At 61.2% G+C, this 24,464-nt stretch carries 26 protein-coding genes; 20 read left to right on the top strand and 6 right to left on the bottom strand.

Features of this window, described 5'->3' with window-relative positions; genetic code table 11:
• Positions 1 to 166 precede the first annotated feature (166 nt).
• Positions 167 to 499, top strand: coding sequence for a hypothetical protein (locus KI243_RS28230; protein ID WP_017123446.1), 333 nt, complete (start codon positions 167 to 169; stop codon positions 497 to 499).
• 3 nt (positions 500 to 502) lie between these two features.
• Here KI243_RS28230 and KI243_RS28225 read toward each other — a convergent pair whose 3' ends face one another.
• A complete protein-coding gene (locus tag KI243_RS28225; protein WP_212810143.1) occupies positions 503 to 2,329 on the bottom strand; it encodes a hypothetical protein in 1,827 nt (608 codons plus the stop codon).
• Between the two features lie 171 nt (positions 2,330 to 2,500).
• On the opposite strand from KI243_RS28225, the gene KI243_RS28220 reads away from it, so the two are divergent.
• The 3 genes from KI243_RS28220 to KI243_RS28210 all read left to right on the top strand — a co-directional run bounded on the left by KI243_RS28220 (position 2,501) and on the right by KI243_RS28210 (position 4,165).
• Positions 2,501 to 2,989: a TIGR00645 family protein gene (locus tag KI243_RS28220; RefSeq protein WP_017123448.1), complete on the top strand. Its 489-nt coding sequence runs from the start codon at positions 2,501 to 2,503 to the stop codon at positions 2,987 to 2,989.
• Between the two features lie 135 nt (positions 2,990 to 3,124).
• Positions 3,125 to 3,430, top strand: a complete 306-nt coding sequence (locus KI243_RS28215) for a DUF6482 family protein (RefSeq protein ID WP_017123449.1) — start codon at positions 3,125 to 3,127, stop codon at positions 3,428 to 3,430.
• A gap of 117 nt (positions 3,431 to 3,547) precedes the next feature.
• Positions 3,548 to 4,165 carry an FKBP-type peptidyl-prolyl cis-trans isomerase gene (locus KI243_RS28210; RefSeq protein ID WP_017123450.1) on the top strand — a complete coding sequence of 206 codons (618 nt, stop codon included), beginning with the start codon at positions 3,548 to 3,550 and terminating at the stop codon, positions 4,163 to 4,165.
• Positions 4,166 to 4,318: 153 nt separating this feature from the next.
• Here the strand turns inward: KI243_RS28210 and KI243_RS28205 are convergent, their stop codons facing one another.
• The 3 genes from KI243_RS28205 to KI243_RS28195 form a co-directional block, all read right to left on the bottom strand.
• Positions 4,319 to 4,576, bottom strand: coding sequence for a hypothetical protein (locus tag KI243_RS28205; protein ID WP_017123451.1), 258 nt, complete (start codon positions 4,574 to 4,576; stop codon positions 4,319 to 4,321).
• Positions 4,577 to 4,814: 238 nt separating this feature from the next.
• Positions 4,815 to 5,156 carry a zinc ribbon domain-containing protein YjdM gene (locus tag KI243_RS28200; protein WP_017123452.1) on the bottom strand — a complete coding sequence of 114 codons (342 nt, stop codon included), beginning with the start codon at positions 5,154 to 5,156 and terminating at the stop codon, positions 4,815 to 4,817.
• A 201-nt stretch (positions 5,157 to 5,357) separates the two neighbouring features.
• The gene (locus KI243_RS28195) at positions 5,358 to 6,326 is read right to left on the bottom strand and encodes a polyprenyl synthetase family protein (protein WP_017123453.1); all 969 of its coding nucleotides are present in this window, start codon (positions 6,324 to 6,326) and stop codon (positions 5,358 to 5,360) included.
• Between the two features lie 241 nt (positions 6,327 to 6,567).
• Between KI243_RS28195 and rplU the strand changes: the two genes are divergently transcribed.
• The 5 genes from rplU (at position 6,568) to KI243_RS28170 (ending at position 10,321) form a co-directional block, all read left to right on the top strand.
• A complete protein-coding gene (gene rplU / locus KI243_RS28190; RefSeq protein WP_003176051.1) occupies positions 6,568 to 6,882 on the top strand; it encodes a 50S ribosomal protein L21 in 315 nt (104 codons plus the stop codon).
• Positions 6,883 to 6,917: 35 nt separating this feature from the next.
• Positions 6,918 to 7,175: a 50S ribosomal protein L27 gene (gene rpmA, locus KI243_RS28185; RefSeq protein WP_042934223.1), complete on the top strand. Its 258-nt coding sequence runs from the start codon at positions 6,918 to 6,920 to the stop codon at positions 7,173 to 7,175.
• 200 nt (positions 7,176 to 7,375) lie between these two features.
• The gene (gene cgtA / locus KI243_RS28180) at positions 7,376 to 8,599 is read left to right on the top strand and encodes an Obg family GTPase CgtA (protein WP_017123456.1); all 1,224 of its coding nucleotides are present in this window, start codon (positions 7,376 to 7,378) and stop codon (positions 8,597 to 8,599) included.
• A gap of 121 nt (positions 8,600 to 8,720) precedes the next feature.
• On the top strand, positions 8,721 to 9,839 hold the full coding sequence (gene proB / locus KI243_RS28175) for a glutamate 5-kinase (RefSeq protein ID WP_177084040.1): 1,119 nt from the start codon (positions 8,721 to 8,723) through the stop codon (positions 9,837 to 9,839).
• A 20-nt stretch (positions 9,840 to 9,859) separates the two neighbouring features.
• Positions 9,860 to 10,321 carry a CreA family protein gene (locus tag KI243_RS28170; protein ID WP_042934224.1) on the top strand — a complete coding sequence of 154 codons (462 nt, stop codon included), beginning with the start codon at positions 9,860 to 9,862 and terminating at the stop codon, positions 10,319 to 10,321.
• Between the two features lie 181 nt (positions 10,322 to 10,502).
• On the opposite strand, the gene rpsT is transcribed toward KI243_RS28170, so the two are convergent.
• Entirely contained in the window at positions 10,503 to 10,781 is a 279-nt protein-coding gene (gene rpsT, locus KI243_RS28165; RefSeq protein WP_017123459.1) for a 30S ribosomal protein S20, read from the bottom strand.
• 252 nt (positions 10,782 to 11,033) lie between these two features.
• Here rpsT and murJ point away from each other — a divergent pair, with 252 nt between their 5' ends.
• From murJ to ispH, 6 genes are all read left to right on the top strand, one after another.
• Positions 11,034 to 12,572: a murein biosynthesis integral membrane protein MurJ gene (gene murJ, locus KI243_RS28160; RefSeq protein ID WP_212810142.1), complete on the top strand. Its 1,539-nt coding sequence runs from the start codon at positions 11,034 to 11,036 to the stop codon at positions 12,570 to 12,572.
• Positions 12,573 to 12,744: 172 nt separating this feature from the next.
• The gene (gene ribF, locus KI243_RS28155; protein ID WP_017123461.1) at positions 12,745 to 13,695 is read left to right on the top strand and encodes a bifunctional riboflavin kinase/FAD synthetase; all 951 of its coding nucleotides are present in this window, start codon (positions 12,745 to 12,747) and stop codon (positions 13,693 to 13,695) included.
• The gene (gene ileS / locus KI243_RS28150; protein ID WP_017123462.1) at positions 13,692 to 16,523 is read left to right on the top strand and encodes an isoleucine--tRNA ligase; all 2,832 of its coding nucleotides are present in this window, start codon (positions 13,692 to 13,694) and stop codon (positions 16,521 to 16,523) included. The genes ribF and ileS overlap by 4 nt, the downstream gene beginning before the upstream one ends.
• Positions 16,516 to 17,031 (top strand): signal peptidase II, encoded by a 516-nt coding sequence (gene lspA, locus KI243_RS28145; protein ID WP_017123463.1) that lies wholly within the window; start codon positions 16,516 to 16,518, stop codon positions 17,029 to 17,031. Before ileS ends, lspA begins: the two co-directional genes overlap by 8 nt.
• Before the next feature lie 7 nt (positions 17,032 to 17,038).
• Entirely contained in the window at positions 17,039 to 17,476 is a 438-nt protein-coding gene (gene fkpB / locus KI243_RS28140) for an FKBP-type peptidyl-prolyl cis-trans isomerase (RefSeq protein WP_177084561.1), read from the top strand.
• 76 nt (positions 17,477 to 17,552) lie between these two features.
• Complete coding sequence (gene ispH, locus KI243_RS28135; RefSeq protein WP_177064942.1) at positions 17,553 to 18,500, top strand: 4-hydroxy-3-methylbut-2-enyl diphosphate reductase; 948 nt, start codon at positions 17,553 to 17,555, stop codon at positions 18,498 to 18,500.
• On the opposite strand, the gene KI243_RS28130 is transcribed toward ispH, so the two are convergent.
• The gene (locus tag KI243_RS28130) at positions 18,477 to 19,022 is read right to left on the bottom strand and encodes a GspH/FimT family protein (protein WP_017123466.1); all 546 of its coding nucleotides are present in this window, start codon (positions 19,020 to 19,022) and stop codon (positions 18,477 to 18,479) included. The genes ispH and KI243_RS28130 overlap by 24 nt on opposite strands.
• A 138-nt stretch (positions 19,023 to 19,160) precedes the next feature.
• Here KI243_RS28130 and KI243_RS28125 point away from each other — a divergent pair, with 138 nt between their 5' ends.
• Genes KI243_RS28125 through KI243_RS28105 form a run of 5 tightly spaced genes read left to right on the top strand, consistent with a single transcriptional unit; the run spans position 19,161 to position 24,455 of the window.
• Entirely contained in the window at positions 19,161 to 19,625 is a 465-nt protein-coding gene (locus tag KI243_RS28125) for a GspH/FimT family pseudopilin (protein WP_017123467.1), read from the top strand.
• Positions 19,625 to 20,098 carry a type IV pilus modification protein PilV gene (pilV, locus tag KI243_RS28120; RefSeq protein ID WP_063824037.1) on the top strand — a complete coding sequence of 158 codons (474 nt, stop codon included), beginning with the start codon at positions 19,625 to 19,627 and terminating at the stop codon, positions 20,096 to 20,098. Before KI243_RS28125 ends, pilV begins: the two co-directional genes overlap by 1 nt.
• Positions 20,095 to 20,799 (top strand): prepilin-type N-terminal cleavage/methylation domain-containing protein, encoded by a 705-nt coding sequence (locus KI243_RS28115; protein WP_017123469.1) that lies wholly within the window; start codon positions 20,095 to 20,097, stop codon positions 20,797 to 20,799. Before pilV ends, KI243_RS28115 begins: the two co-directional genes overlap by 4 nt.
• A 7-nt stretch (positions 20,800 to 20,806) precedes the next feature.
• A complete protein-coding gene (locus KI243_RS28110; protein ID WP_017123470.1) occupies positions 20,807 to 21,331 on the top strand; it encodes a PilX N-terminal domain-containing pilus assembly protein in 525 nt (174 codons plus the stop codon).
• Positions 21,318 to 24,455 (top strand): PilC/PilY family type IV pilus protein, encoded by a 3,138-nt coding sequence (locus KI243_RS28105; protein ID WP_212810141.1) that lies wholly within the window; start codon positions 21,318 to 21,320, stop codon positions 24,453 to 24,455. The genes KI243_RS28110 and KI243_RS28105 overlap by 14 nt, the downstream gene beginning before the upstream one ends.
• The last annotated feature ends 9 nt before the right edge of the window (positions 24,456 to 24,464 follow it).

Here is a 24,464-nt window from a genome sequence, read left to right as displayed (position 1 = left end):
GGGGTCAAGGCTTTGGCGCCCGTTCCCCTGGCGCCCGTTGGTCCTCCAGGTCCTTGCGCCCGGTGGATTTATTCTATTCTCTGGGCAAGGACATCCACTGTAGTCACTGGAACGATGCAGCCTTCACGTCGGAGGCTGAAGACAGGACCTACCGAGGGTCGCCGCCATGTCGCGCAGCCTTTGTCTTACCCGCCAATGCCTGGGCCTGGTCACCCGTATCGAATGCGTCATTCGCCCGCTCGCCGGGGATAACGGGATGTGGACCCTCTTGTTCGCCGCCGGAATGGCCGGTGAGCAACCCTCCGCAATCAAATCCCAGGGCCCTTTCCACGGCCCCTTCGTCGCCGAATCGATCCTCGACTCGATTGTCGAAAGCCTGACCCTGCACGGCTACGAACTGGCCGAGGAACCGCAGATCTGGCGCCTGCACCTGCAGGCCCAGCTACGGCAGATCAACGGCGAGCGCGGTCGACATCCGGGTGGCTACGAGCTGCACTGAGGATTACTCGGCGGGCTCGTTGCTCTGGACCTTGTCGAGCTTGACCTCGAAGCCGTACTCGACGGTCTGCAGGTCGGTGCGCTGGTAGCTTTCCAGTTGCGTCGGTTGCCCGTAGAAATAGTGCACGTCATAGAGCGGCGGTGAGTCGGCTTTCTCGTTGTGGCTGGTGGCGAGGATTTCCTTCAGGTAGTTGCCGCTGTCGTCCTTGGCGTAGAAGCGCCAGGACTCGGCCGGGAACAGTTTCTGGTCGACCACCAGGGCATTGCCCTTGAGTTCCAGGCCCTTGGGCAACTGCCGGGCGTCCAGGGTGTTTTTCTGGATATCGGCGAGAAACAGCGGTATCGAGCCGATGGCATAGGCCGGCGTTTCCGGGAACAGGTTGAGGTCGTAGGTGATGGTGCCTTCCAGCGGGTTGACCTCGAACGCTTCCTTGGGCAGCTCCAGCGGTTCGCCGCGTTTTCCCTGTTCGTCTTCGGCAAAGAACGTCACCGGGCTGTCGCCAGGGTTGAAGGATGAGCCGAGCAGTTCGTCGTTGAACGTCTTCGGATGGTCGAACTCGATGCGCGCGGCGCTGGCGTCGTCCACGGACTGGCTGATGCTGACACTCTTTTTCAACTGCTCGGCGTCGAGGTCGGCGTCCTTGAGGTAGTGGGGCGCCTGGTCGTCGTAGACCACCACCGGCATCGGCAGCGGCTGGATGTCCTTGCTGGTGGTGTCATCGAACTGGCGTATCGGGAGGTCCAGTTCCTTGCGGTTGACGGTGGCATCGGAGAAATCCAGCACGCTGATTTCCAGCTTGTCGATCATGCCGTTGAAGTACACGCGGGTGTAATGGCTGCTCTGCCTGGCCTCGAAGGCTTTCTGCTCATCGTCGAGTTTCTTCTCGAACGCGTCGCTCCAGCTCTTCTGCTTGAGCATCTCATCCAGTTGCTGCTGGTAGAAGGCGATCTGCGCGGCGTTTTCGTTGATCGACCCCGAGCGCGAGAGGAACTGGCCGGTGCTGTCCCTGGCCTGGGCGATCAGCGGGTTCAGCGCCGTATCGCCGACCTGCGCCGCCTGGGGCGCGCTGTTGCTCAGTTCTATCTCGGCATTGTTCTTGTCGAGCGAGACCAGGGTCAGACTGATGTTTTCGCTGGTCTGCCGCTTGCCGATGTCCTTGCGGGTCAGGTCGAAGGTAAAGACCTTGCGCGGGGCGATCACCTCGACCTTGCCGTGCAGGGTCAGGGGTTGGGGCTGGTTGCGGTTCTCGACTTCCACCCCGTCGACGTACGGGTAGGTCACCGTCAGGTCGTCGGGATTGGTCATGTTGGCGCTGGACGGGCTCAACTGGATGCCGGGATCGGTCTCCGACCATTCGGGCTGGAAGGGTACGACCTGCTTGTTGCTCAGGGTCACCGACTGCCATTCCAGGGCATGGGGGAAGGGAAACTCGGTCGGATAGTTGAAGCTGAACGGGAAAATCGGCTGCAGGTCGGTCAGGTAATCGGAGCTGGAGGCCTTGCGCAGCACGAACAGCCCGTTGATGTAGGTGTCGGCCAGGGCCTGCGGGGTCGGGTAGTGCTTGAGCAGCGCCAGGGCATTGTCGCTGTACTCGGTCTCGATCGGCTTGTCCCGCAGGCGCAGGCGGGCGCGTTCGAGCAGCAGCAATGAGCCGCCGAGGTCCGCGACGGCGTCCTTGAGCTTGGGATCCTGGATCGTGTCGAGGGTCTTTTCGAATTCTGCGGTTCTTTCCTCGAGGCTGGTCTGTTGTTGCTTGTCATTGGGGGAGCAGCCGCTCATCAGCAGAGCTACCGAGAGTCCGAGGCAACCCAGGGGGCGTCGCAAATCCATTGTTCAGTTTTCCTGTCCACAGTGCATGCGCGATGTCGTTGATGCCGACACTAGCAGAAAATCGCTTTTGCAGAGCTGTCCCTGTGTTGAACGAGGCGTCTGGCGGGAGCTTTTTCCCTCGGGTTTCACGGCTGGTATACTCGCCGCCATTTCAGGCGATATGTGAGATTCATGGAACGTTTTATCGAAAATGCAATGTATGCCTCGCGCTGGCTCCTGGCGCCGATCTACTTCGGGCTGTCCCTGGGGTTGCTGGCATTGGCGCTGAAGTTCTTCCAGGAAGTGTTTCACGTCATCCCCAACGTGTTTGCCATGGCCGAGGCCGACCTGATCCTGGTGCTGCTGTCGCTGATCGACATGGCGCTGGTGGGCGGGCTGCTGGTGATGGTGATGATTTCCGGCTACGAGAACTTCGTTTCCCAGCTGGATATCGATGAAGAGAAGGAAAAGCTCAGCTGGCTGGGCAAGATGGACTCCACCTCGTTGAAGATGAAGGTGGCGGCTTCCATCGTGGCGATCTCTTCGATTCACCTGCTGCGGGTGTTCATGGACGCCAAGAACGTCGATCCGGTGCACTTGCAGTGGTATGTGATCATCCACATGACCTTTGTGATCTCGGCCTTCGCCATGGGTTACCTGGACAAGCTGACCAAGCACTGATCGTCACGCTCCGTGGCCGTGTTCGCGCCGCCCGTCCGTTGTGAAACGGACGGGCGGCGTGGTTTTCGCCTTGTGCTTTTGTCGGGTCAGGCATATGCCTGTCTATAGCCCAGTCCGAAAAGTCGAGGTGCGCCCATGAACCTGCAAGAGCTGAACAGTTTCGCCCTCGCCGGGCGGATCGACGAGTTGAACCTGATCTCCCTCGAAGGTGGCATCTATCTGCTGGAAGCACGGATGCACGGCGCGGCCTACCCGCTCAACGACGATCATGGGCAGACCCTGCACCTGCGTTCGGTGGAGCATGCCAGGGAGGTGCTGGAACGAATGCCGAAGCTGCCGTTCCACCTGATCCATACCTCGGTGCACGACGAAATGTGCGGGATGCCGGCCAGTGCCGAGGACAGCCTGAAGGTGCCCATCGCCTTCCATTCTGGCTGGTGAGGCTGCTGACAGCGGACGCTTCTGTGCTAGTCTGCTCGCCCTTTTTGGTTCCGGGCGCGAGGGGAAATGCCGTATTCCAGGGTGTTTTCCAGAGCAGACCCATAGCGGAGCAGTGTTATGTCCGAAGTAAATCTGTCCACCGACGAAACCCGCGTCAGCTACGGCATCGGCCGTCAGCTGGGCGACCAACTGCGTGACAACCCGCCACCGGGCGTGAGCCTGGACGCGATCCTAGCCGGTCTGACCGACGCGTTTGGCGGCAAGCCAAGCCGTGTGGGCCAGGACGAACTGTCCGCCAGCTTCAAGGTCATCCGCGAAATCATGCAGGCCGAAGCGGCCGCCAAGGCTGAAGCCGCGGCAGGTGCCGGCCTGGCATTCCTGGCTGAAAACGCCAAGCGTGACGGCATCACCACCCTGGCATCGGGCCTGCAGTTCGAAGTGCTGACTCAAGGTGAAGGCGCCAAGCCATCCCGTGAGGACACCGTGCGTACTCACTACCACGGCACTCTGATCGACGGCACCGTGTTCGACAGCTCCTACGAGCGTGGCCAGCCAGCCGAATTCCCGGTAGGTGGCGTGATCGCCGGCTGGACCGAAGCCCTGCAACTGATGAATGCCGGCAGCAAATGGCGCCTGTATGTGCCGAGCGAACTGGCCTACGGCGCTCAAGGCGTTGGCAGCATCCCGCCGCACAGCGTTCTGGTGTTCGACGTCGAGCTGCTCGACGTTCTGTAACTCGCCGCACCCGCCTCTCCATGGGGGCGGTCCTTGTGTGGGAGCAGGTTTGCCGGGATGTCGGACCGCCGCGAAGGCGGTCTTACTGCCACAAGCAATGTGGCGGATGTACCTGCCTCTTCGCGGGCAAGCCCGCTCCCACAGACACCGTTGTCATACCTGCAGCTTGCTGTTCAGGTCCCCCGTCGGGCGCAAGGCCCGGGCATAGCAGAACAGAAACAGGTTGCGCACCAGTTCCTTGAGCACCAGCGGTTCACTGGAGCTCAGGCCGCTGACATCCAGGTCACCCTGGTCCTGCAGTTCATTCAGGGCTTCTTCTTCCAGTACCGCACAGACTTCACCCGTTTCCCGATGCAGGATGCGCAGGTAAGGGTGTGGGCGGTCCAGCCAGGCATCGATCAAATAAGTCATGGTCTCATCTCCTTGATGGGTTTCAATGAGAATAATTCTTATTCAAAGAATAGCAAGTGCCTATTGGCGGATTCCTGGTTTTTCTGTGGGGGAATTGTCGGGCGTCAAGCGCAAGGAGGGGATTGATCGTTCCCATACTCCAGCGTGGGAATGCCTTGCTGGATGCTCTGCAGGCGCCGCGGAGCGTCACGGGATGCGTTCCCACGCAGAGCATGGGAACGATCGAGTTGGCGTTTGTTCAGACCTTTCTGACGAACTCGGACTTGAGTTTCATCGGGCCGATGCCATCGATCTTGCAGTCGATATCATGATCGCCGTCGCACAGGCGGATGTTCTTGACCTTGGTACCGACCTTGACCACCAGGGAGGTGCCCTTGACCTTCAGGTCCTTGATCACGGTGATGGTGTCGCCGTCCTGCAGGACGTTGCCCACGGAATCCTTTTTCACGCTGTCGTCGGACGCGGTCTCGGCTTCGCCGGTGGCGGACCACTCATGGGCGCATTCCGGGCAGACCAGTTGGGTACCGTCTTCGTAGGTGAATTCGGAATTGCATTTCGGGCAGGGTGGCAACGTGCTCACTAAGGCTCCTCGGGTTCGGGAAGGCTAAAAGCGCACATTATATAGGGTTTTTAGCGAAGAGGGGGGCGCGGCAACGCAGGGCGGGTTGACGCAGGACTTTGCAGGAGCCCGGCTTGCCGGCGATGACGTGCGCAAGAGCTGCGCATCGTTCAAGGACCTCATCGCCGGCAAGCCGGCTCCTACGGTAGGCCGCTATTGGCCTCAGTGAGTGCGGGCGACCGCGAACTCGCTCAGTTCCACCAGTGCATCGCGATACTCGCTGGCCGGCAGGGCCTCCAGGCAGGCGATCGCCCGGGCGACGTAGTCACGGGCCAGTTGCGCGGTGTATTCCAGCGAGCCCGAGGCTTCGACGGCGGCGCGGATGCTTTCCAGGTCCTCGATCCCGCCCTTCTGGATTGCCTGGCGTACCAGGGCCGCCTGCTCCGGCGTTCCTTCACGCATGGTGTAGATCAGCGGCAGGGTTGGCTTGCCTTCGGCCAGATCGTCACCGACGTTCTTGCCCAGGGTCTCGGCATCGCCCTTGTAGTCCAGCAGGTCGTCGACCAGTTGGAAGGCCACGCCGAGGTGGTCACCGAAGGTACGCAGGGCTTCGGCCTGTTCCGGCGTCGCCTGGCACAGGGCGGCGGCGCTGTGGGTGGAGGCTTCGAAGAGCATCGCGGTCTTGCCGCGGATGACTTCCATGTAGGTTTCCTCGGTGGTGCTGGCGTCGCGCACCTTGGACAACTGCAGCACTTCGCCCTCAGCGATGATGCGCGTGGCCTGGGAGAGGATCTTCATGACCGGCATCGAACCCAGTTCGACCATCATCTCGAAGGAGCGCGAGTACAGGAAGTCGCCGACCAGCACGCTGGGAGCGTTGCCCCACATGGCGTTGGCGGTGGAGCGGCCACGGCGCATGCCGGACATGTCGACCACGTCGTCGTGCAGCAGGGTCGCGGTGTGCAGGAACTCGATGGTCGCCGCCAGCAGGCGCAGGTCATCGCCTTCGCGCCCCAGGGCCTTGCCGCACAGCAACACCAATAAAGGACGCAGGCGCTTGCCCCCGGCCGAGGTGATGTAGTCGCCGATTTTCGAGACGAGCGGCACCCGGGAAGTCAGCTGCTTCTTGATGATGCCGTCGACGGCGCTAAAATCGTCCGCCACCGCGCGGTAGAATGCTTGGGGTTGCATCAGCGAGAGTCGCTCCAGAAGGGTTGCGCGGCATGCTAGGGCGGGGGTTCCGGCCTGTCAAGGCAGGATACCGGGCCACTTGCAAGGATCAGGCGGCTTGCGTACAATCGCGCACCCTGAACTTCCTGGGCAGCACCTGCCTTACGCAATTGCACTTGGGCCGTTCCAGCCCCATGCAGCCATGCCAGCCAATACCTTTACCTATAAAGCGCTGGGTGAGCAGGATTATCGGAGAAATACCATGTCTTACGCAGTAATCGTTACCGGCGGCAAGCAGTACAAAGTCGCTCCAGGTGAATACCTGAAGATCGAAAAACTGGAAATCGCCACTGGCGAATCCGTTACCTTTGATCGCGTTCTGTTGGTCGCCAATGGCGATGACGTGAACATCGGCGCTCCAGTTGTTGCTGGCGCTACCGTTGTGGCTGAAGTGATCTCCCAAGGTCGTCACGATAAAGTCCGCATCATCAAGTTCCGTCGTCGTAAGCACCACATGAAGCGTATGGGCCACCGTCAGTGGTACACCGAGATCAAAATCACCGGTATTCAGGCTTAATTTCAGCCTAATCCCCTTTTTGGAGAATTGAACTCATGGCACACAAAAAAGCTGGTGGTAGTACCCGTAACGGTCGCGACTCAGAAGCCAAACGCCTTGGCGTGAAGATGTATGGCGGCCAGGCTATCAAAGCGGGCAACATCATCGTGCGTCAGCGCGGTACCCAGTTCCACGCCGGTTACGGCGTTGGCATGGGCAAGGATCACACTCTCTTCGCTAAAGTCGAAGGCGTGATCAAGTTTGAAGTAAAAGGCGCTTTCAACCGCCGTTACGTGAGCATCGTCGCGGCTTAATCGCGAGAATGCTGGAGAAGCCCCGTCTTGCGACGGGGCTTTTTCGTTTGTGGGGTGAGTCTCTTGCAAAGCTGTTTGTATGGGCTGCCGGCGCTGGATTTTTCGGTCGTTGATTGAGGTCGCCGCGCTCATCTTTGCAAGGGTCTTATACTTGATGTTTGTGGTTATTCGGCTCGTCCCGGTGGCGAGAGGCGTGTGTTATGAAGTTCGTTGATGAAGTATCGATTCGCGTAAAGGCTGGTGACGGCGGCAACGGTTGCATGAGCTTCCGTCGGGAAAAATTCATCGAAAACGGTGGTCCCAACGGGGGTGATGGGGGTGATGGCGGTTCGATCTACATGGTCGCCGACGAAAACCTCAACACCCTGGTGGATTACCGCTACACCCGGCACTTCGATGCCGAGCGTGGTTCCAATGGTGGCAGCACCGACTGCACCGGCAAGAAGGGCGAGGATCTGGAGCTGCGTGTGCCGGTCGGCACCACGGTGATCGATTCCGCCACCCAGGAAGTCATCGGCGACCTGGTCAAGGCCGGCCAGCGCCTGCTGGTGGCCCATGGCGGCTGGCACGGTCTGGGCAACACCCGCTTCAAATCCAGTACCAACCGGGCGCCGCGTCAGACCACACCGGGCAAGCCGGGCGAGCAGCGCGACCTCAAGCTGGAAATGAAGGTGCTGGCTGACGTCGGTCTGCTGGGCTTGCCGAATGCTGGCAAGAGTACCTTTATCCGCTCGGTCTCGGCCGCCAAGCCGAAAGTGGCGGACTACCCGTTCACCACGCTGGTGCCGAACCTGGGCGTGGTCAGTGTCGACCGCTGGAAAAGCTTCGTTGTCGCGGATATCCCGGGCCTGATCGAAGGTGCCTCGGAAGGTGCCGGCCTGGGGATTCGCTTCCTCAAACATCTGGCGCGTACCCGTCTGTTGCTGCACCTCGTCGACATGGCGCCGCTGGATGACAGCAGTGCGCCGGATGCCGCTGAAGTGATCGTCAACGAACTGGCCCGCTTCAGCCCGTCCCTGGCGGAGCGTGATCGCTGGCTGGTGCTGAACAAGTGCGACCAGATCCTCGAGGAAGAGCATGAGGAGCGGGTCAAGGAAGTTGTCGACCGTCTGCAGTGGACCGGTCCGGTCTATGTGATCTCGGCGATTGCGAAGGAAGGGACCGAGCGTCTGACTCGCGACATCATGCGCTACCTGGAAGATCGTCTCGATCGCCTGGCCAACGATCCGGCCTACGCCGATGAGCTGCGTGATCTCGACCAGCGTATCGAGGATGAGGCGCGTGCTCAGTTGCAGGCACTGGATGACCAGCGGGCCCTGCGCCGCAGCGGCGTCAAGAGCGTCCATGACATCGGTGACGATGACTGGGATGAAGAAGATGTCGATGACGAAGATGGTCCGGAAATCATTTACGTCCGCGACTGATTCATTGGTTAAACTACTACGCCGCTCACTGAAGCGGCGTTTTAGTCTCTGTAAAACGTAAATCACATAATCGCGTGGATGGTGCTCGGTCGTGCCATTCGCTGGCTAAGGTTGGAAGATCATGCGGAGCAAGGTGACAGGTGCGCAGCGTTGGGTCGTGAAGATCGGCAGCGCACTGCTGACGGCGGACGGCAAGGGTCTGGATCGCGCGGCAATGGGTGTCTGGGTTGAGCAGATGGTGGCCTTGCACGAGGCTGGCGTGGAGCTGGTGCTGGTGTCTTCGGGTGCCGTGGCGGCGGGCATGAGCCGGCTGGGCTGGACGGTGCGACCGAGTGCCATGCACGAGTTGCAGGCGGCGGCGGCCATTGGCCAGATGGGCCTGGTGCAGGCCTGGGAGTCGAGCTTTGCCGAGCATGGTCGTCATACCGCGCAGATCCTGCTGACCCATGATGACTTGTCCGACCGCAAGCGTTACCTCAATGCGCGCAGCACCCTGCGGGCCCTGGTGGAGCTCAAGGTGATCCCGGTGATCAACGAGAACGACACCGTGGTTACCGATGAAATCCGTTTCGGCGACAACGACACCCTGGCGGCGCTGGTCGCCAACCTGGTGGAAGCGGACCTGCTGGTGATCCTGACGGATCGCGACGGCATGTTCGATGCCGACCCGCGCAACAATCCCGATGCCCAGCTGATCCATGAGGCGCGTGCCGATGATCCGGCGCTGGACGCGGTGGCGGGCGGTACCGGCGGCGCCCTCGGGCGTGGTGGCATGCAGACCAAGCTGCGCGCGGCGCGACTGGCGGCACGCTCCGGCGCGCATACCATTATCGTCGGCGGTCGTCTGGAGCGGGTCCTGGATCGCCTCAAGGCGGGCGAGCGCATCGGTACCTTGCTGTCGCCCGAGCGCGGCATGCTCGCGGCGCGCAAGCAGTGGCTGGCCGGGCATCTGCAGACCCGTGGCACGCTGGTGCTGGATGACGGTGCGGTCAACGCCCTGGCGCGTGATCACAAGAGCCTGCTACCGGTGGGGGTGAAGCTGGTGCAGGGTAGCTTCCGTCGTGGCGAAATGGTCGTGTGCGTGGCTGCGGATGGTCGTGAGATTGCCCGCGGGCTCGCCAACTACAGCGCTCTTGAGGCGCAGAAGATCATTGGTCAGTCGTCGGATGCGATTGTCGGCTTGCTGGGTTACATGGCGGAGCCGGAACTGGTTCATCGCGATAACCTTATTCTGGTGTGATGGGTTCGAGGGAGAAGGGCATGGGGTTGGCAAAAGGATTGTTGGGGTTGTTCCTGGCGATGCCGTTGTTGGCATCGGCCGAGGAAATCGGCCAGGTGTCCACGGTGTTCAAGTTCGTCGGGCCGAATGACCGGATCGTGGTCGAGGCGTTCGATGATCCGAAGGTCGAGGGCGTGACCTGCTATCTGTCACGTGCCAAGACCGGCGGCCTGAAAGGTGGCCTGGGTCTGGCGGAGGATCGTGCCGAGGCGTCGATCGCCTGTCGCCAGGTCGGGCCGATTCGCTTCAGTGGTGAGCTGAAGGATGGTGACGAGGTGTTCAAGGAGCGCACGTCGCTGGTCTTCAAGACCATGCAGGTGGTGCGTTTCCTCGACAAGAAGCGCAATACGCTGGTGTACCTGGTCTATAGCGATCGGTTGATCGAGGGCAGCCCGCAGAATGCGGTGACGGCTATTCCGATTCTGCCTTGGCCGAATCAGTGAGAATCAAGGGTTGCCCGCTGCTATTGGTTGTCGCGAACCTGTAGGAGGCAGGCCTTGCTCTTGTGGAGTTGATAGATCGTTCCCACGCTCCGCGTGGGAATGCCGCCCGTGACGCTCCGCGTCACAAGTCACAGGCAATAAAAAACCGACCCTGGGGTCGGTTTTTTAACAAGCGTGTCGCTTAGGCTGCAGCAGCAAGGTTCAGAGCCTTGATGTGGCCATTCAGACGACCTTTATGGCGAGCAGCCTTGTTCTTGTGGATGATGCCTTTATCGGCCATACGGTCGATAACAGGAACAGCCAGAACATAGGCAGCTTGCGCTTTAGCAGCGTCTTTTGCGTCGATGGCTTTCACTACGTTCTTGATGTAGGTACGAACCATGGAACGCAGGCTGGCGTTGTGGCTGCGACGCTTCTCAGCCTGTTTTGCACGTTTTTTGGCGGAAGGTGAGTTGGCCACCGTCGAGCTCCTCGAAAGACTTTTTAGGAAATAGCAAACAAAATAGGCCGCGAATCATGCCGATGAGTTGAAGTCTTGTCAAGGGCAGGCGATGCGTTCCGCTGAGTGGTATATGTGGGACACCGGGATATTTCTTTCCGGCGTACGACCTGTAAACTCGCGAGCTTTGGCTCTGTGCTGTTGCGGCGCGGAGTATCGCATAGCTGGGCGTTTTATTCGCCTGTTCTTTACCCAAAGGCACACAATCCTTCAATGAATCTGCTCAAGTCGTTGGCCGCCGTCAGCTCTATCACGATGATTTCCCGGGTCCTGGGGTTTGTTCGCGACACCATCATCGCGCGCGCCTTCGGCGCCGGAATGGCCACCGATGCCTTCTTCATTGCCTTCAAGTTGCCCAACCTGCTGCGCCGGATCTTTGCCGAAGGGGCCTTTTCCCAGGCGTTCGTGCCGATCCTGGCAGAGTACAAGAGCCAGCAGGGCGAGGAGGCGACCCGCACCTTCATTGCCTATGTGAGCGGCATGCTGACCCTGGTCCTGGCCCTCGTCACGGTGCTCGGAATGGTGGCCGCGCCCTGGGTGATCTGGGTCACCGCGCCCGGCTTCACCGATACGCCGGAGAAGTTCAAGCTGACCGCCGATCTGTTGCGGGTGACTTTTCCTTATATATTGCTGATCTCGCTGTCGTCCCTGGCCGGCGCGATCCTCAATACCTGGAACCGCTTCTCGGTCCCGGCCTTCGTGCCGACCCTGCTGAATGTCAGCATGATCATCTTTGCCCTGTTCCTGACGCCGTATTTCGACCCGCCGGTGATGGCGCTGGGTTGGGCGGTCCTGGCGGGCGGCCTGGCGCAACTGCTCTACCAACTGCCGCACCTGAAGAAGATCGGCATGCTCGTGCTGCCACGCCTGAACCTGCGCGACAGCGGTGTCTGGCGGGTCATGAAGCAGATGCTGCCGGCGATTCTCGGGGTCTCGGTGAGCCAGATCTCGTTGATCATCAACACCATTTTCGCCTCGTTCCTGGTGGCCGGCTCGGTGTCCTGGATGTATTACGCCGACCGCCTGATGGAGCTGCCCTCCGGCGTGCTGGGCGTGGCCCTGGGCACCATCCTGCTGCCGATCCTGTCCAAGACCTATGCCAGCAAGGATCGCCACGAGTACTCGCGCATCCTCGACTGGGGGCTGCGCCTGTGTTTCCTGCTGGTGCTGCCGTGCTCCCTGGCATTGGCGATTCTCTCCGAGCCCCTGACCGTTTCACTGTTCCAGTACGGCCAGTTCAGTGCCTTCGATGCCTCCATGACCCAGCGGGCGCTGATCGCCTACTCGGTCGGCCTGCTCGGGATCATCATGATCAAGGTGCTGGCGCCGGGCTTTTACGCGCAGCAGAACATTCGCACGCCGGTGAAAATCGCGATTTTCACCCTGGTGGTCACCCAGTTGCTCAACCTGGTCTTTATCGGGCCGCTGGCCCATGCCGGGCTGGCCTTGGCCATCAGCGGCGGCGCCTGCATCAATGCCGGCCTGTTGTTCTGGCAGTTGCGCAAGCAGAAGCTGTTCATCCCGCAGCCGGGCTGGAGTCTGTATCTGCTGAAGCTGCTGGTCGCTGTCGGCATGATGTCGGCGGTATTGCTGGGCTTGATGCACTGGATGCCTGCCTGGGACCAGGGGCACATGCTCGAACGCTTCCTGCGCCTGGGGGCACTGGTGGTTGCCGGGGTGCTGGCCTACTTTGGAATGCTGTTGCTGCTGGGCTTGCGCCTGCGCCATTTCAATCGCAAGTCGTTGATGTGAGGGAGCGCCGCGTTTCTGTGGGAACCGGGCTTGCCCGCGAAGCTTTTAGCGCTCCCGGGGCCCTGTTCGCCGGCAAGCCGGGCTCCTGCGGGGGCATGTGTCGACGCGTGACAGGTATTAAGCCGGGCCCGGTATGGTTATAATCGACCACTTTATGAGCAAGAAGCGCGTTATGCAGCTGGTTCGAGGCCTCCACAACCTGCGTCCCCGGCATCGGGGCTGTGTCGCCACTATTGGCAACTTTGACGGTGTTCATCGTGGTCACCAGGCCATCCTGGCCCGACTGCGCGAGCGTGCGCTGGAGTTGGGCGTGCCCAGCTGCGTGGTGATTTTCGAGCCGCAGCCCCGGGAGTTCTTCGCTCCGGAGACCGCGCCGGCCCGCCTGGCGCGCTTGCGCGACAAGCTGCAACTGCTGGCCGCCGAGGGCGTGGACCGGGTGCTGTGCCTGGCGTTCAACCAGCGCCTGAGCAAACTCAGTGCCGCCGAGTTCGTCGATACGATCCTGGTGGACGGGCTGGGTGTGCAGCATCTGGAGGTCGGTGACGACTTCCGTTTCGGCTGCGACCGGGCCGGCGATTTCGATTTTCTGCTGCAGGCGGGTAACGTCCGCGGCTTTACCGTCGAGGCGGCGCAGACCGTCGAACTCGATGGCTTGCGGGTCAGCAGCACCCAGGTGCGTAACGCCCTGGCGGCAGCCGACTTTGCCCTGGCCGAGCGTCTGCTCGGCCGTCCGTTCCGGATTGCCGGACGGGTGTTGCACGGACAGAAGCTGGCGCGCCAATTGGGTACGCCAACGGCCAACGTGCAGCTCAAGCGCCGTCGGGTGCCGTTGACCGGGGTCTACCTGGTCAGCGTCGAGATCGACGGCCAGCCGTGGCCGGGCGTCGCCAATATCGGCGTGCGACCCACGGTTTCAGGTGATGGCAGCGCTCACCTGGAAGTGCACCTGCTGGATTTTGCCGGTGATCTGTATGACCGGCGTTTGACCGTGGTTTTCCACCACAAGCTGCGCGATGAGCAGCGATTCGCCTCCCTCGAGGCGCTCAAGACGGCGATCAATGCGGACGTCGCCGCCGCCCGTGCCCACTGGCAGGGTTCACCGCTTAAAAAGAGCCTGAAATGACCGACTACAAAGCCACGCTTAACCTCCCGGACACCGCCTTCCCGATGAAGGCCGGCCTGCCACAGCGCGAACCGCAGATCCTGCAGCGCTGGGACAGCATTGGCCTGTACGGGAAGTTGCGCGAGATTGGCAAGGATCGTCCGAAGTTCGTTCTTCACGACGGTCCTCCATACGCCAACGGCACGATTCACATCGGTCATGCGTTGAACAAGATTCTCAAGGACATGATCATCCGTTCCAAGACCCTGGCCGGCTTCGATGCGCCGTATGTGCCGGGTTGGGACTGCCATGGCCTGCCGATCGAACACAAGGTCGAAGTGACCCACGGCAAGAACCTGGGCGCGGACAAGACCCGCGAACTGTGCCGTGCCTACGCCACCGAGCAGATCGAAGGGCAGAAGTCCGAGTTCATCCGCCTGGGCGTGCTAGGCGACTTCGCCAACCCCTACAAGACCATGGACTTCAAGAACGAGGCCGGTGAAATCCGTGCCCTGGCCGAAATCGTCAGGGGCGGTTTCGTGTTCAAGGGCCTCAAGCCGGTGAACTGGTGCTTCGATTGCGGCTCGGCGCTGGCCGAAGCCGAAGTCGAGTACCAGGACAAGAAGTCCTCGACCATCGACGTCGCGTTCCCGATTGCCGATGAGTCCAAGCTGGCCGCCGCGTTCGGCCTGTCGTCGCTGACCAAGCCGGCCTCGATCGTGATCTGGACCACCACCCCGTGGACCATCCCGGCCAACCAGGCGCTGAACGTCCATCCGGAGTTCACCTACGCCCTGGTCGATGTCGGCGACAAGTTGCTGCTGCTGGCCGAGGAACTGGTGGAGTCCTGCCTGTCCCGCTACGGCCTGGAAGGTGCGGTGATCGCCACCGCCAAGGGCGAAGCTCTGGACCTGATCAACTTCCGCCACCCGTTCTACGATCGCCTGTCGCCGGTCTACCTGGCCGACTACGTCGAGCTGGGCGCCGGTACCGGCGTGGTTCACTCCGCCCCGGCCTACGGCGAGGACGACTTCAAGACCTGCAAGCACTACGGCATGGTCAATGACGACATCCTCACACCGGTACAGAGCAATGGCGTGTACGTCGACTCCCTGGAGTTCTTCGGCGGCCAGTTCATCTGGAAGGCCAACCCGAACATCGTCGACAAGCTCAGCGAAGTCGGTGCCCTGCTGCACACCGAGACCATCAGCCACAGCTACATGCACTGCTGGCGCCACAAGACCCCGCTGATCTACCGCGCCACCGCGCAGTGGTTCATCGGCATGGACAAGGCGCCCGTGGCTGGCGATACCCTGCGCGAGCGGGCGCTCAAGGCCATCGAGGACACCCAGTTCGTGCCGGCCTGGGGCCAGGCCCGCCTGCACTCGATGATCGCCAACCGTCCCGACTGGTGCATCTCCCGCCAGCGCAACTGGGGCGTGCCGATTCCGTTCTTCCTCGACAAGGAAAGCGGTGAGCTGCACCCGCGTACCGTCGAGCTGATGGAGCAGGTGGCCCAGCGTGTCGAGAAAGAAGGCATCGAGGCCTGGTTCAAGCTGGATGCCGCCGAACTGCTGGGTGACGAAGCGCCGCGGTACGACAAGATCAGCGACACCCTCGACGTCTGGTTCGACTCCGGCACCACCCACTGGCACGTGCTGCGTGGCTCGCACCCGGTAGGCCACGAGAGCGGCCCGCGCGCCGACCTGTACCTGGAAGGTTCGGACCAGCATCGCGGCTGGTTCCATTCTTCCCTGCTGACCGGTTGCGCCATCGACAACCATGCGCCGTATCGCGAACTGCTGACCCACGGTTTTACCGTCGACGAAGCCGGCCGCAAGATGTCCAAGTCCCTGGGCAACGTGATCGCGCCGCAGAAAGTCAACGACACCCTGGGCGCCGACATCATGCGCCTGTGGGTCGCCTCGACCGACTATTCGGGCGAAATGGCGGTGTCCGACCAGATCCTGCAGCGTAGCGCCGACGCCTACCGGCGTATCCGCAACACCGCGCGTTTCCTGCTCTCCAACCTGAGCGGCTTCAATCCGGCCACCGATATCCTGCCGGCGGACGAAATGCTCGCCCTGGATCGCTGGGCGGTGGACCGTGCACTGTTGCTGCAACGCGAACTGGAACTGCACTACGGCGAGTACCGTTTCTGGAACGTCTACTCCAAGGTGCACAACTTCTGCGTGCAGGAACTGGGCGGTTTCTACCTCGACATCATCAAGGACCGCCAGTACACCACCGGGGCCAACAGCAAGGCGCGGCGCTCCTGCCAGACCGCACTGTTCCACATCTCCGAGGCGCTGGTGCGCTGGATCGCGCCGATCCTGGCCTTCACCGCCGACGAGCTGTGGCAGTACCTGCCGGGCGAGCGCAACGAATCGGTGATGCTCAATACCTGGTACGAAGGCCTCAGCGAACTGCCGGAAGGCTTCGAGCTGGATCGCGCCTACTGGGAGCGGATCATGGCGGTCAAGGTCGCGGTCAACAAGGAAATGGAGAACCTGCGGGCAGCCAAGGCCATTGGCGGCAACCTGCAGGCGGAAGTCACCCTGTTCGCCGAAGAGGCACTGGTCACCGACCTGAACAAACTGAGCAACGAACTGCGCTTCGTGCTGATCACCTCCACCGCGACCGTGGCGCCTTTGGCGCTGGCGCCGGCGGATGCCGTGGTCACCGAGGTGCCGGGCCTGAAGCTCAAGGTGGTCAAGTCCGGCCACGCCAAGTGTGCCCGTTGCTGGCACTGCCGCGAGGATGTCGGGGTGAACCCGGAACATCCGGAAATCTGCGGTCGCTGCGTCGACAACATCAGCGGCGAAGGCGAGGTGCGTCACTATGCCTAATGCCGGTGCCGGCCGTTTCGGCCGCCTGGGCTGGTTGTGGTTGAGCGTGCTGGTCCTGGTCATCGACCAGGTCAGCAAGCTCCACTTCGAAAGCTCGCTGACCATGTACCAGCAGATCGTGATCATTCCCGACTACTTCAGCTGGACCCTGGCCTATAACACCGGCGCGGCCTTCAGCTTCCTGGCTGACAGCTCCGGCTGGCAGCGCTGGCTGTTCGCCCTGATCGCGGTCGTGGTCAGTGCGGTGCTGGTGGTCTGGCTCAAGCGCCTGGGGCGCAACGAAACCTGGCTGGCCATCGCCCTGGCACTGGTGCTGGGTGGGGCGCTGGGCAACCTGTACGACCGCATCGCCCTGGGTCATGTGATCGACTTTATCCTGGTGCACTGGCAGAACCGCTGGTACTTCCCGGCGTTCAACTTTGCCGACAGCGCCATTACGGTGGGCGCGGTGATGCTGGCGCTGGACATGTTCAAAAGCAAAAAGTCCGGAGAAACCGTTCATGACTGAACACGCAGTGGCTGAGCAACGGATCGGTCAGAACACCCAGGTCACCTTGCACTTCGCCTTGCACCTGGAAAATGGCGACACGGTCGACAGTACCTTCGACAAGACCCCGGCGACCTTCAAGGTTGGCGACGGTAGCTTGCTGCCGGGCTTCGAAGCGGCCTTGTTCGGCTTCAAGGCCGGTGACAAGCGCAGCCTGACCATCCCGGCGGAAAATGCCTTTGGCCAGCCCAACCCGCAGAATGTGCAGATCATCCCGCGTTCGCAGTTCCAGGGCATGGAGCTGTCGGAAGGCTTGCTGGTGATCTTCAACGACGCGGCCAATACCGAGCTGCCTGGTGTGGTCAAGGCCTTCGATGACGTCGAAGTGACCGTCGACTTCAACCATCCTCTGGCCGGCAAGACCCTGACCTTCGATGTGGAAATCTTCGAGGTCAAGGCGCTGTAGGAGCCGGCTGGCTGGCGATAGACCGCGCAAGCGGTCAAACTGATCTGAAACCCGCGCGCAAGACACGAGGCACAGCATGCAAATCAAACTCGCCAACCCCCGTGGCTTCTGCGCCGGCGTGGACCGGGCGATTGAAATCGTCAACCGGGCCCTGGAAGTCTTTGGACCGCCGATCTACGTGCGTCACGAAGTGGTGCACAACAAATTTGTCGTCGAAGACCTGCGCGCCCGCGGCGCCATCTTTGTCGAGGAGCTGGACCAGGTGCCGGACGACGTCATCGTCATCTTCAGTGCCCACGGCGTTTCCCAGGCCGTGCGCAGCGAGGCGGCCGGTCGCGGGCTGAAGGTGTTCGATGCCACCTGTCCGCTGGTCACCAAGGTGCATATCGAAGTCGCGCGCTACAGTCGCGATGGTCGTGAATGCATCCTGATCGGCCACGCCGGGCACCCGGAAGTGGAAGGCACCATGGGGCAATACGACGGCAGCAACGGTGGCGCCATCTACCTGGTGGAGGACGAGAAAGACGTCGCCGCCTTGCAGGTGCGCAATCCCGACAGGCTGGCCTTCGTGACCCAGACCACCTTGTCGATGGACGACACCAGCCGTGTCATCGACGCCCTGCGGTCTCGGTTCCCGGCCATTGGCGGGCCACGCAAGGATGACATCTGCTACGCCACGCAAAACCGCCAGGACGCGGTCAAGCAACTGGCGGACGAATGCGATGTGGTGCTGGTGGTCGGCAGCCCGAACAGCTCCAACTCCAACCGCCTGCGTGAGCTGGCCGAGCGCATGGCGACCCCGGCCTACCTGATCGACGGAGCCGAAGACATGCAACGCAGCTGGTTCGACGGCGTCGAGCGCATCGGCATCACCGCCGGCGCCTCGGCACCGGAAGTACTGGTGCGCGGGGTGATCCAGCAGCTCCAGGCCTGGGGCGCCACCGGTGCCGATGAACTGGCCGGTCGCGAGGAGAACATCACGTTCTCCATGCCCAAGGAACTACGCGTTCGCTCGTTGCTCTGAGCCTGCAGTCTGACAGAGCGCCTCCGGGCGCTCTCGTGTATCGATCCGCGCTCTGCCGGTCGAGGCCAGTACCACCCGCAGGTGGCTGATGGCTTGCTCCCTCGCGCAGACATGCAGCGTGCCTCCCCTCGATGAGCCGTTCTCGTAGCGCAGTTCGCCCAGGCTGGTGAAGCGGATAAAGCTGCGCATGGTGGTATTGCCCCTGATGGGGGTTCTGCCATCTCCGCGTCGCTCACTCAGGACCGGGTTGTCCGGGTCCTCATGGCCATTTCCGTTCTGGTCGATCACGATCCTCCAGCCACGGCTCCAGTCGCCTTCCAGCGGGTGAATGATCACGCTTCGCTGGCGCAGGATCGCTTCGGTGCGGGCCGTGCGCAGGCCGGTGGCGAGTTCATCGGCCGAGACTCTTCGGTGCTGGGAGTCCATGAGGTCCCTGAACGACGGAAAGGCCAGATGGGCCAGTAGGGCGATCAGGGCCAGCCCGACCAGCAGTTCGATCAGTGTGAAGCCTCGCGGTGACATATCGGCCGACTCCCTGTTTATTTTGATGACAGTGCTTCCGTGCACTGGTCCATCCAAAACAACCGTATATCCTGTCGTCGGTTGTCTGGAGGACAGGGCTAGTTATAGTCCAGAGCAGGCGGGGTGGGGAGTACGCATATGTTTCAACGTACCAGAGGTTTCACGCTGGTCGAGCTGATGGTCGCGGTGGCGGTGCTGGCGATTCTGGTCACGGTCGCGGCACCGGTGTTCACCAGCAGCATCCAGAAGACCCGAGCCGATTCCGAGGCCAGCGACCTGATGCGCGCGTTGAATTATACCCGTCTCGAGGCGATCAACCGGGGGGTGAATGTGCGCATTGCGCCCACGGCGGTCGGAGGCTCCTGGACCCAGGAACTGACCACTCGGCTGAGCCCGGCGGGGAACGTGCTGCGGGTGACTCCGGCCATGTCGACGGCGGCGACGGTGGCGAGCAATAACGTGGCGTTCATCGAGTTCAACAACCTCGGTGGGCTGGCCAGCCCGGCGGCCAATACCACCCTGACCTTTGTCGAGGGGGCCTACACCAATGCGGTCACCGTGTGCCTGACAGGGCGGATCGTCCTCAATGGAGTGTGCCAATGATGCGTAGCGATCAACGGGGCACAACCCTGGTGGAAGTGCTGGTGGCCATGCTGGTCATGGCGATCGGTCTGCTCGGTGCGGCGGCCTTGCAACTCAATGCCCTGAAGAGTACCGACAGCTCGACCATCGGCACCCAGGTCAGTTTCATCACCTACGACATACTGGATCGCATTCGAGCCAACCCTTGTTCGAATTCCACGCTCAATCCCTGCGTCAATCCCGGGGCTGACTATCAGTTGGGAAGCCTTACGGCTCCCAGCAGCATTTCGACGATACGGGACCAGGATCTGTCCGACTTCGTCACCAACCTGAACAATATCGCCGGTGCGGCGAACGTTACCGGCACCATCTCGGTCGCGTCCGGTGTCGTCACTATCACGATCAACTGGAATGACGCACGCGCCGCGAACGCTGCCGCCACTTCGACCTTCTCCCTGGTCAGCCAGGTTTCAACCGTGTGGAACGGCCTATGAAAAAGCTTTCCGGGGGATTCGGCCTGGTCGAGATCATGGTTGCGCTGGTGCTGGGCCTGGTGGTGGTCCTGGGCGTTACACAGATATTCGTCGCGGCCAAGAACACCTACACGAGCCAGACCGCCGCTGCCGGGATTCAGGAGGATGCTCGCTTCGTGCTGAGCAAGATCCAGCAGGAAGTCCGCATGGTGGGGATGTTCGGGTGTGTCGGCACCGTGGCGGACTCCAGTGACAACAGCGCCTTCACCGCGGCCTACAATGCGCCGATTACCTGGGACAACGCCAATCAGGCGCTGACTCTGGTCACCGCGGACGTCGGCAATAACGGTACGGTGCCGGCCTGGACGATTCTCTCCGATTGCCTGGTGCAATCCACGGCCTATACCGGCGCCCGGGCGGCGGGCAGTGGGCAGATCGCCTTGCCGGTCAGGCAACTGGTCTACTCCTTCGCCAACAACCAACTCTATATCGGCCCGCTGAACAATCGCCAGCCACTGATCAGCAATGTGCAGGCTTTTTCGGTGTCGTTCGGGATGGCCCGGACGGTGCTCGACAGCACGGCGTTCAGTTACTCCGCCAACCCCTCCAACGCAGCCCTGATTCGCAGTGTGCGCCTGACCCTGACGCTGAGGGACCCGACCAACAAGGTCAGCAATCGCACATTCAACGTCGTGGCGTCCGTGCGTAACCGGCTCAGATAAGGAGGGCATGCATGTGAAGACTTTTGCCCGTGGGGCTCATCGATTCAATCCGCGATCCCAGCGCGGCATGGCATTGCTGGTCAGCCTGGTGTTTTTGCTGTTGCTGACGCTGATCGGTATTTCGTCGATGCAGAACGCCAACCTGCAGGAAAAGATGTCCGGCAGCGTCAAGGTGCGCAACGAGTCGTTCCAGTTTGCCGAGAGCGCGCTACGTGTGGGGGAAAGCATTGTGCAGGCGTCGACATACGATTTGGCGGTTTGCTCAAGCACCACGCGCTGTGCACCGCCCGCCGAGGCGACCAACAATGCCGTGGCGCTGACCGCGGGCGCCAATGCCACTTCGGGAGTCACCTGGGTGGCGGTCACCAATGGTTTCTATGGCATCCAGAAGCTGGGCACCACCAAGGACCCGGTCAATGTGAACCAGGCGGGCATGGAAGACAGTCTTTCCTGGACCACCTACAGGATTACCGGCGTGGGTAATCAGGGTGCGTCGCGCACCGTGCTGGAGAGCATCTATGTCAAGAAGTAAGCGGTCGGGCAGCGGGCTTTCGCGACTCGCCAAACTGATAGGCGGGGGGCTTCTCGGGCTCTACCTCAGTGCTCCGGCCTATGCCTTCACGCCCTCTGACTCGCCCTTGTTGAGCGCCGGTTCGGTGACACCGAACGTGATGCTGCTGGTGGATAACTCGGGGAGTATGAACAACCTGATTCGTACGGCGGACTTCAATCAGGCGACGACGACTCCCCAGGTCTACAACTGCGCTTCGAATACCAGTTGCAGTACCAACATCAATGGCCTGGTCACGCTCGATATGACCAATGAGAATCAGTTCATCAGTGATTTCAACCAGGGTGGCTGCAGCAGTGGCTACGATGGTTTCAGAATCGCTACCAGTGTCAGTAACAATGCGCCTACCAATGTTCTTTACTGCATCAAGTTCCCCGATCCCGTCGGTGGTGGCAATACCCGGATTTCCAACCGGTATGTGGCTTATCTCATCGCCAGGATGATCACCGCCGGGCTGGTCAAAAAGGACTACTCCACCGACAGTACGATCCCCAATGACTATCGGATCAACGTCGCACGTAACGTGTCCTCGTCACTGGTCACCAGCAACCGCAACCTGCGTATCGGGCTGGCGACCTTCAATTCGCCTCGCAGCGGTGATAATGGTCCGGGCGGTAATATCGCCCGGGGGATCAGCGATCTGTCGCCGGTGAGCGGGTCGACCACCCAAGCCCAGGCGGACACCAACTACAACGCGCTGATTTCCTCTATCGGTGGTCTGTCGGCGGTTGCCAACACGCCATTGGCTGAAACGTATTACGAGATCACTCGCTATTTCCGTGGGATGGCGCCGTACTACAACTCGACACCGAGTACCTATACCAGCCCGATCCAGTACCGCTGCCAGAAGAACTACGGGGTGGTGATCACGGATGGCCTGCCGACCTATGACCGCACGTTCCCGAGCAACGACCCTCTGGGCGGCAGCAACCTGCCGAACTGGGACGGGATCAATAATGACGGCGACAACCTGAGTGGCGACGGCGAAGGCGACACGCTCTATCTGGACGATATCGCCAAGTTCGCCTATGACATCGACATGCGCTCCGCGGGTAACGATGCTGCCGGCAAGAGTTGGGACGCTGCGGACTTCCCGAAACAGAATATGTTTACCTACTCCGTGGGGTTTACGGCTGACAACCAGATGTTGGCCGATACCGCGCGGTATGGACACGGTAACTACTATCAGGCGACCGACAGTGCGGGGTTGAACGCGGCGCTGTCGGCGGCACTCAATGACATCACCTCCAAGGCGGGATCCGGCGGTGGTGGCGCAGCGAGTTCATCGAGCCTGCGCGCCAATACCTTGTTCTATACCTCGCAGTACGACCCCACCGATTGGCGCGGCACCATCCGGGCCTTTGCGTTCAATACCGACGGATCGCTCAGTTCCACGGCCAACTGGACGAGCGACACGACCATCTCTCCCAGCGGTACGGCCACTCCAAGTTTTCAGTCGTGGAATACCCTGACCAGCGCGGCTATCACTCTCGCCTATGGCAACTTCGCCCCGCTTCAGCAGGTCGCCCTGGGATTGAGCCTGCCCCTGGGTGTTACCGGCAACGATCTGGTGGAGTGGAGCAAGGGCACCAACAGGACCGGTCTGAAAACCCGCAGCGTGTACCTGGGGGATGTCGTCAACTCGCGACTGGTTTATGCGTCGCCGACCGATCGCACGGCATCGGACAGTCTTGGCGACACCACTTACACCACCTACCTGGACGGCAAGAGTACCGGGATGACGGCTCGCCTGGTGGTCAACGCCAACGATGGATTCTTCAACGTCATCGACCCGGTGGTTGGCAACCGCCTTTATGCCTACATGCCGTCGAGTGTGATCAACAACCTGCACTATGTCGCCGATCCGAACTACATCAATGGCACCAGCCACAAGTTCCTCAACGATGGCCAGATCACCGTGGCCGATGCCAAGCTCAACAGCACCTGGAACACTGTCGCGGTAGGCGGTGTCGGTGCCGGTGGCAAGGCGTTCTTCGCGATCCGGCTCTACGGGGCGTCGACCTCCAACACCATCAGCGCCCTGTGGGAAATCAAGGCGCCGGATGTCGCCAATACGCTCAACGTCTTCAATGACCTGGGTTATGCCTATGCCAAGCCGGAAGTCGCACGCCTGGCCGATGGTCGCTGGGCGGCGTTCATCGGCAACGGCTACGGCAGTACCTCCGGTGTGGCGGCGTTGTATGTGGTGGACATGCGCGACGGGTCGCTGATCACCAAGATCACCGCCGACAACACCGGGAACAACGGCCTCAGTTCGGTGAAACTGCGAGTCAATGCTCAAAGTGTCGTGCAGTATGCGTACGGCGGTGACCTGAAAGGGCAGATGTGGAAGTTCAACCTGACCGATTCCACACCTTCGAACTGGGGAGTGGCATTTGGTGGCGCACCGCTGTTTACCGCTTCGGGTGGTTCGGCCCAGCCGATTACCGCGCAACCGGTCGTCGGCAACCTGCCCGGGCAAGGCAAGCTGGTTTATTTCGGTACCGGCAAACTCAGTGAAACGGCGGACAAGACCACCACGGCACGCCAGGCGTTCTACGCCGTCCTGGATAATGACGGGACCAGCGCCAGCTATACCGAGAGCAATCTGGTGGCCCAGACGATCAATGCTCCCGCGACGGGAACGTCGTTTTTCACCTCCAGTCAGAATTCGGTCGATTACACGACCAAGAAAGGGTTCTACTTCTCCCTGGTTCTCAACAACATCCTGACCGGGGAGCGGGTCATTTACCCGGCGCTCCTGACCTTTGGTCGATTGATCTTCACGACGGCCATCGTTGACACCAGCGACCCGTGTTCGAGCTCGGGATCGGGCCGACTGATGGATGTCGATGCGGTGACCGGGGCCATGCTGACGTACCCGGTGCTGGACTCCAACAACGATCGGCGAGTCAATGCCAGCGACCAGATATTCAGTGGTATCAACTACAGTGGTGGCGTGCCGAACATCGGTGGCCTGGTCAGCAATCCTGATGGGTCCCAGATCATTACAGGGCCGCAAGGCTCGCCGATCGAACTGGGTGGCGTGAACAACCGACGCATCATGTGGCGACAATTACAGTGAGTGAGGGAA

Source organism: Pseudomonas sp. Ost2, assembly GCF_018326065.1.
Lineage (GTDB): Bacteria > Pseudomonadota > Gammaproteobacteria > Pseudomonadales > Pseudomonadaceae > Aquipseudomonas > Aquipseudomonas gingeri.
Note: the sequence above shows the minus strand (reverse complement) of the source record. Positions and strands in the feature narration are given on the sequence as shown.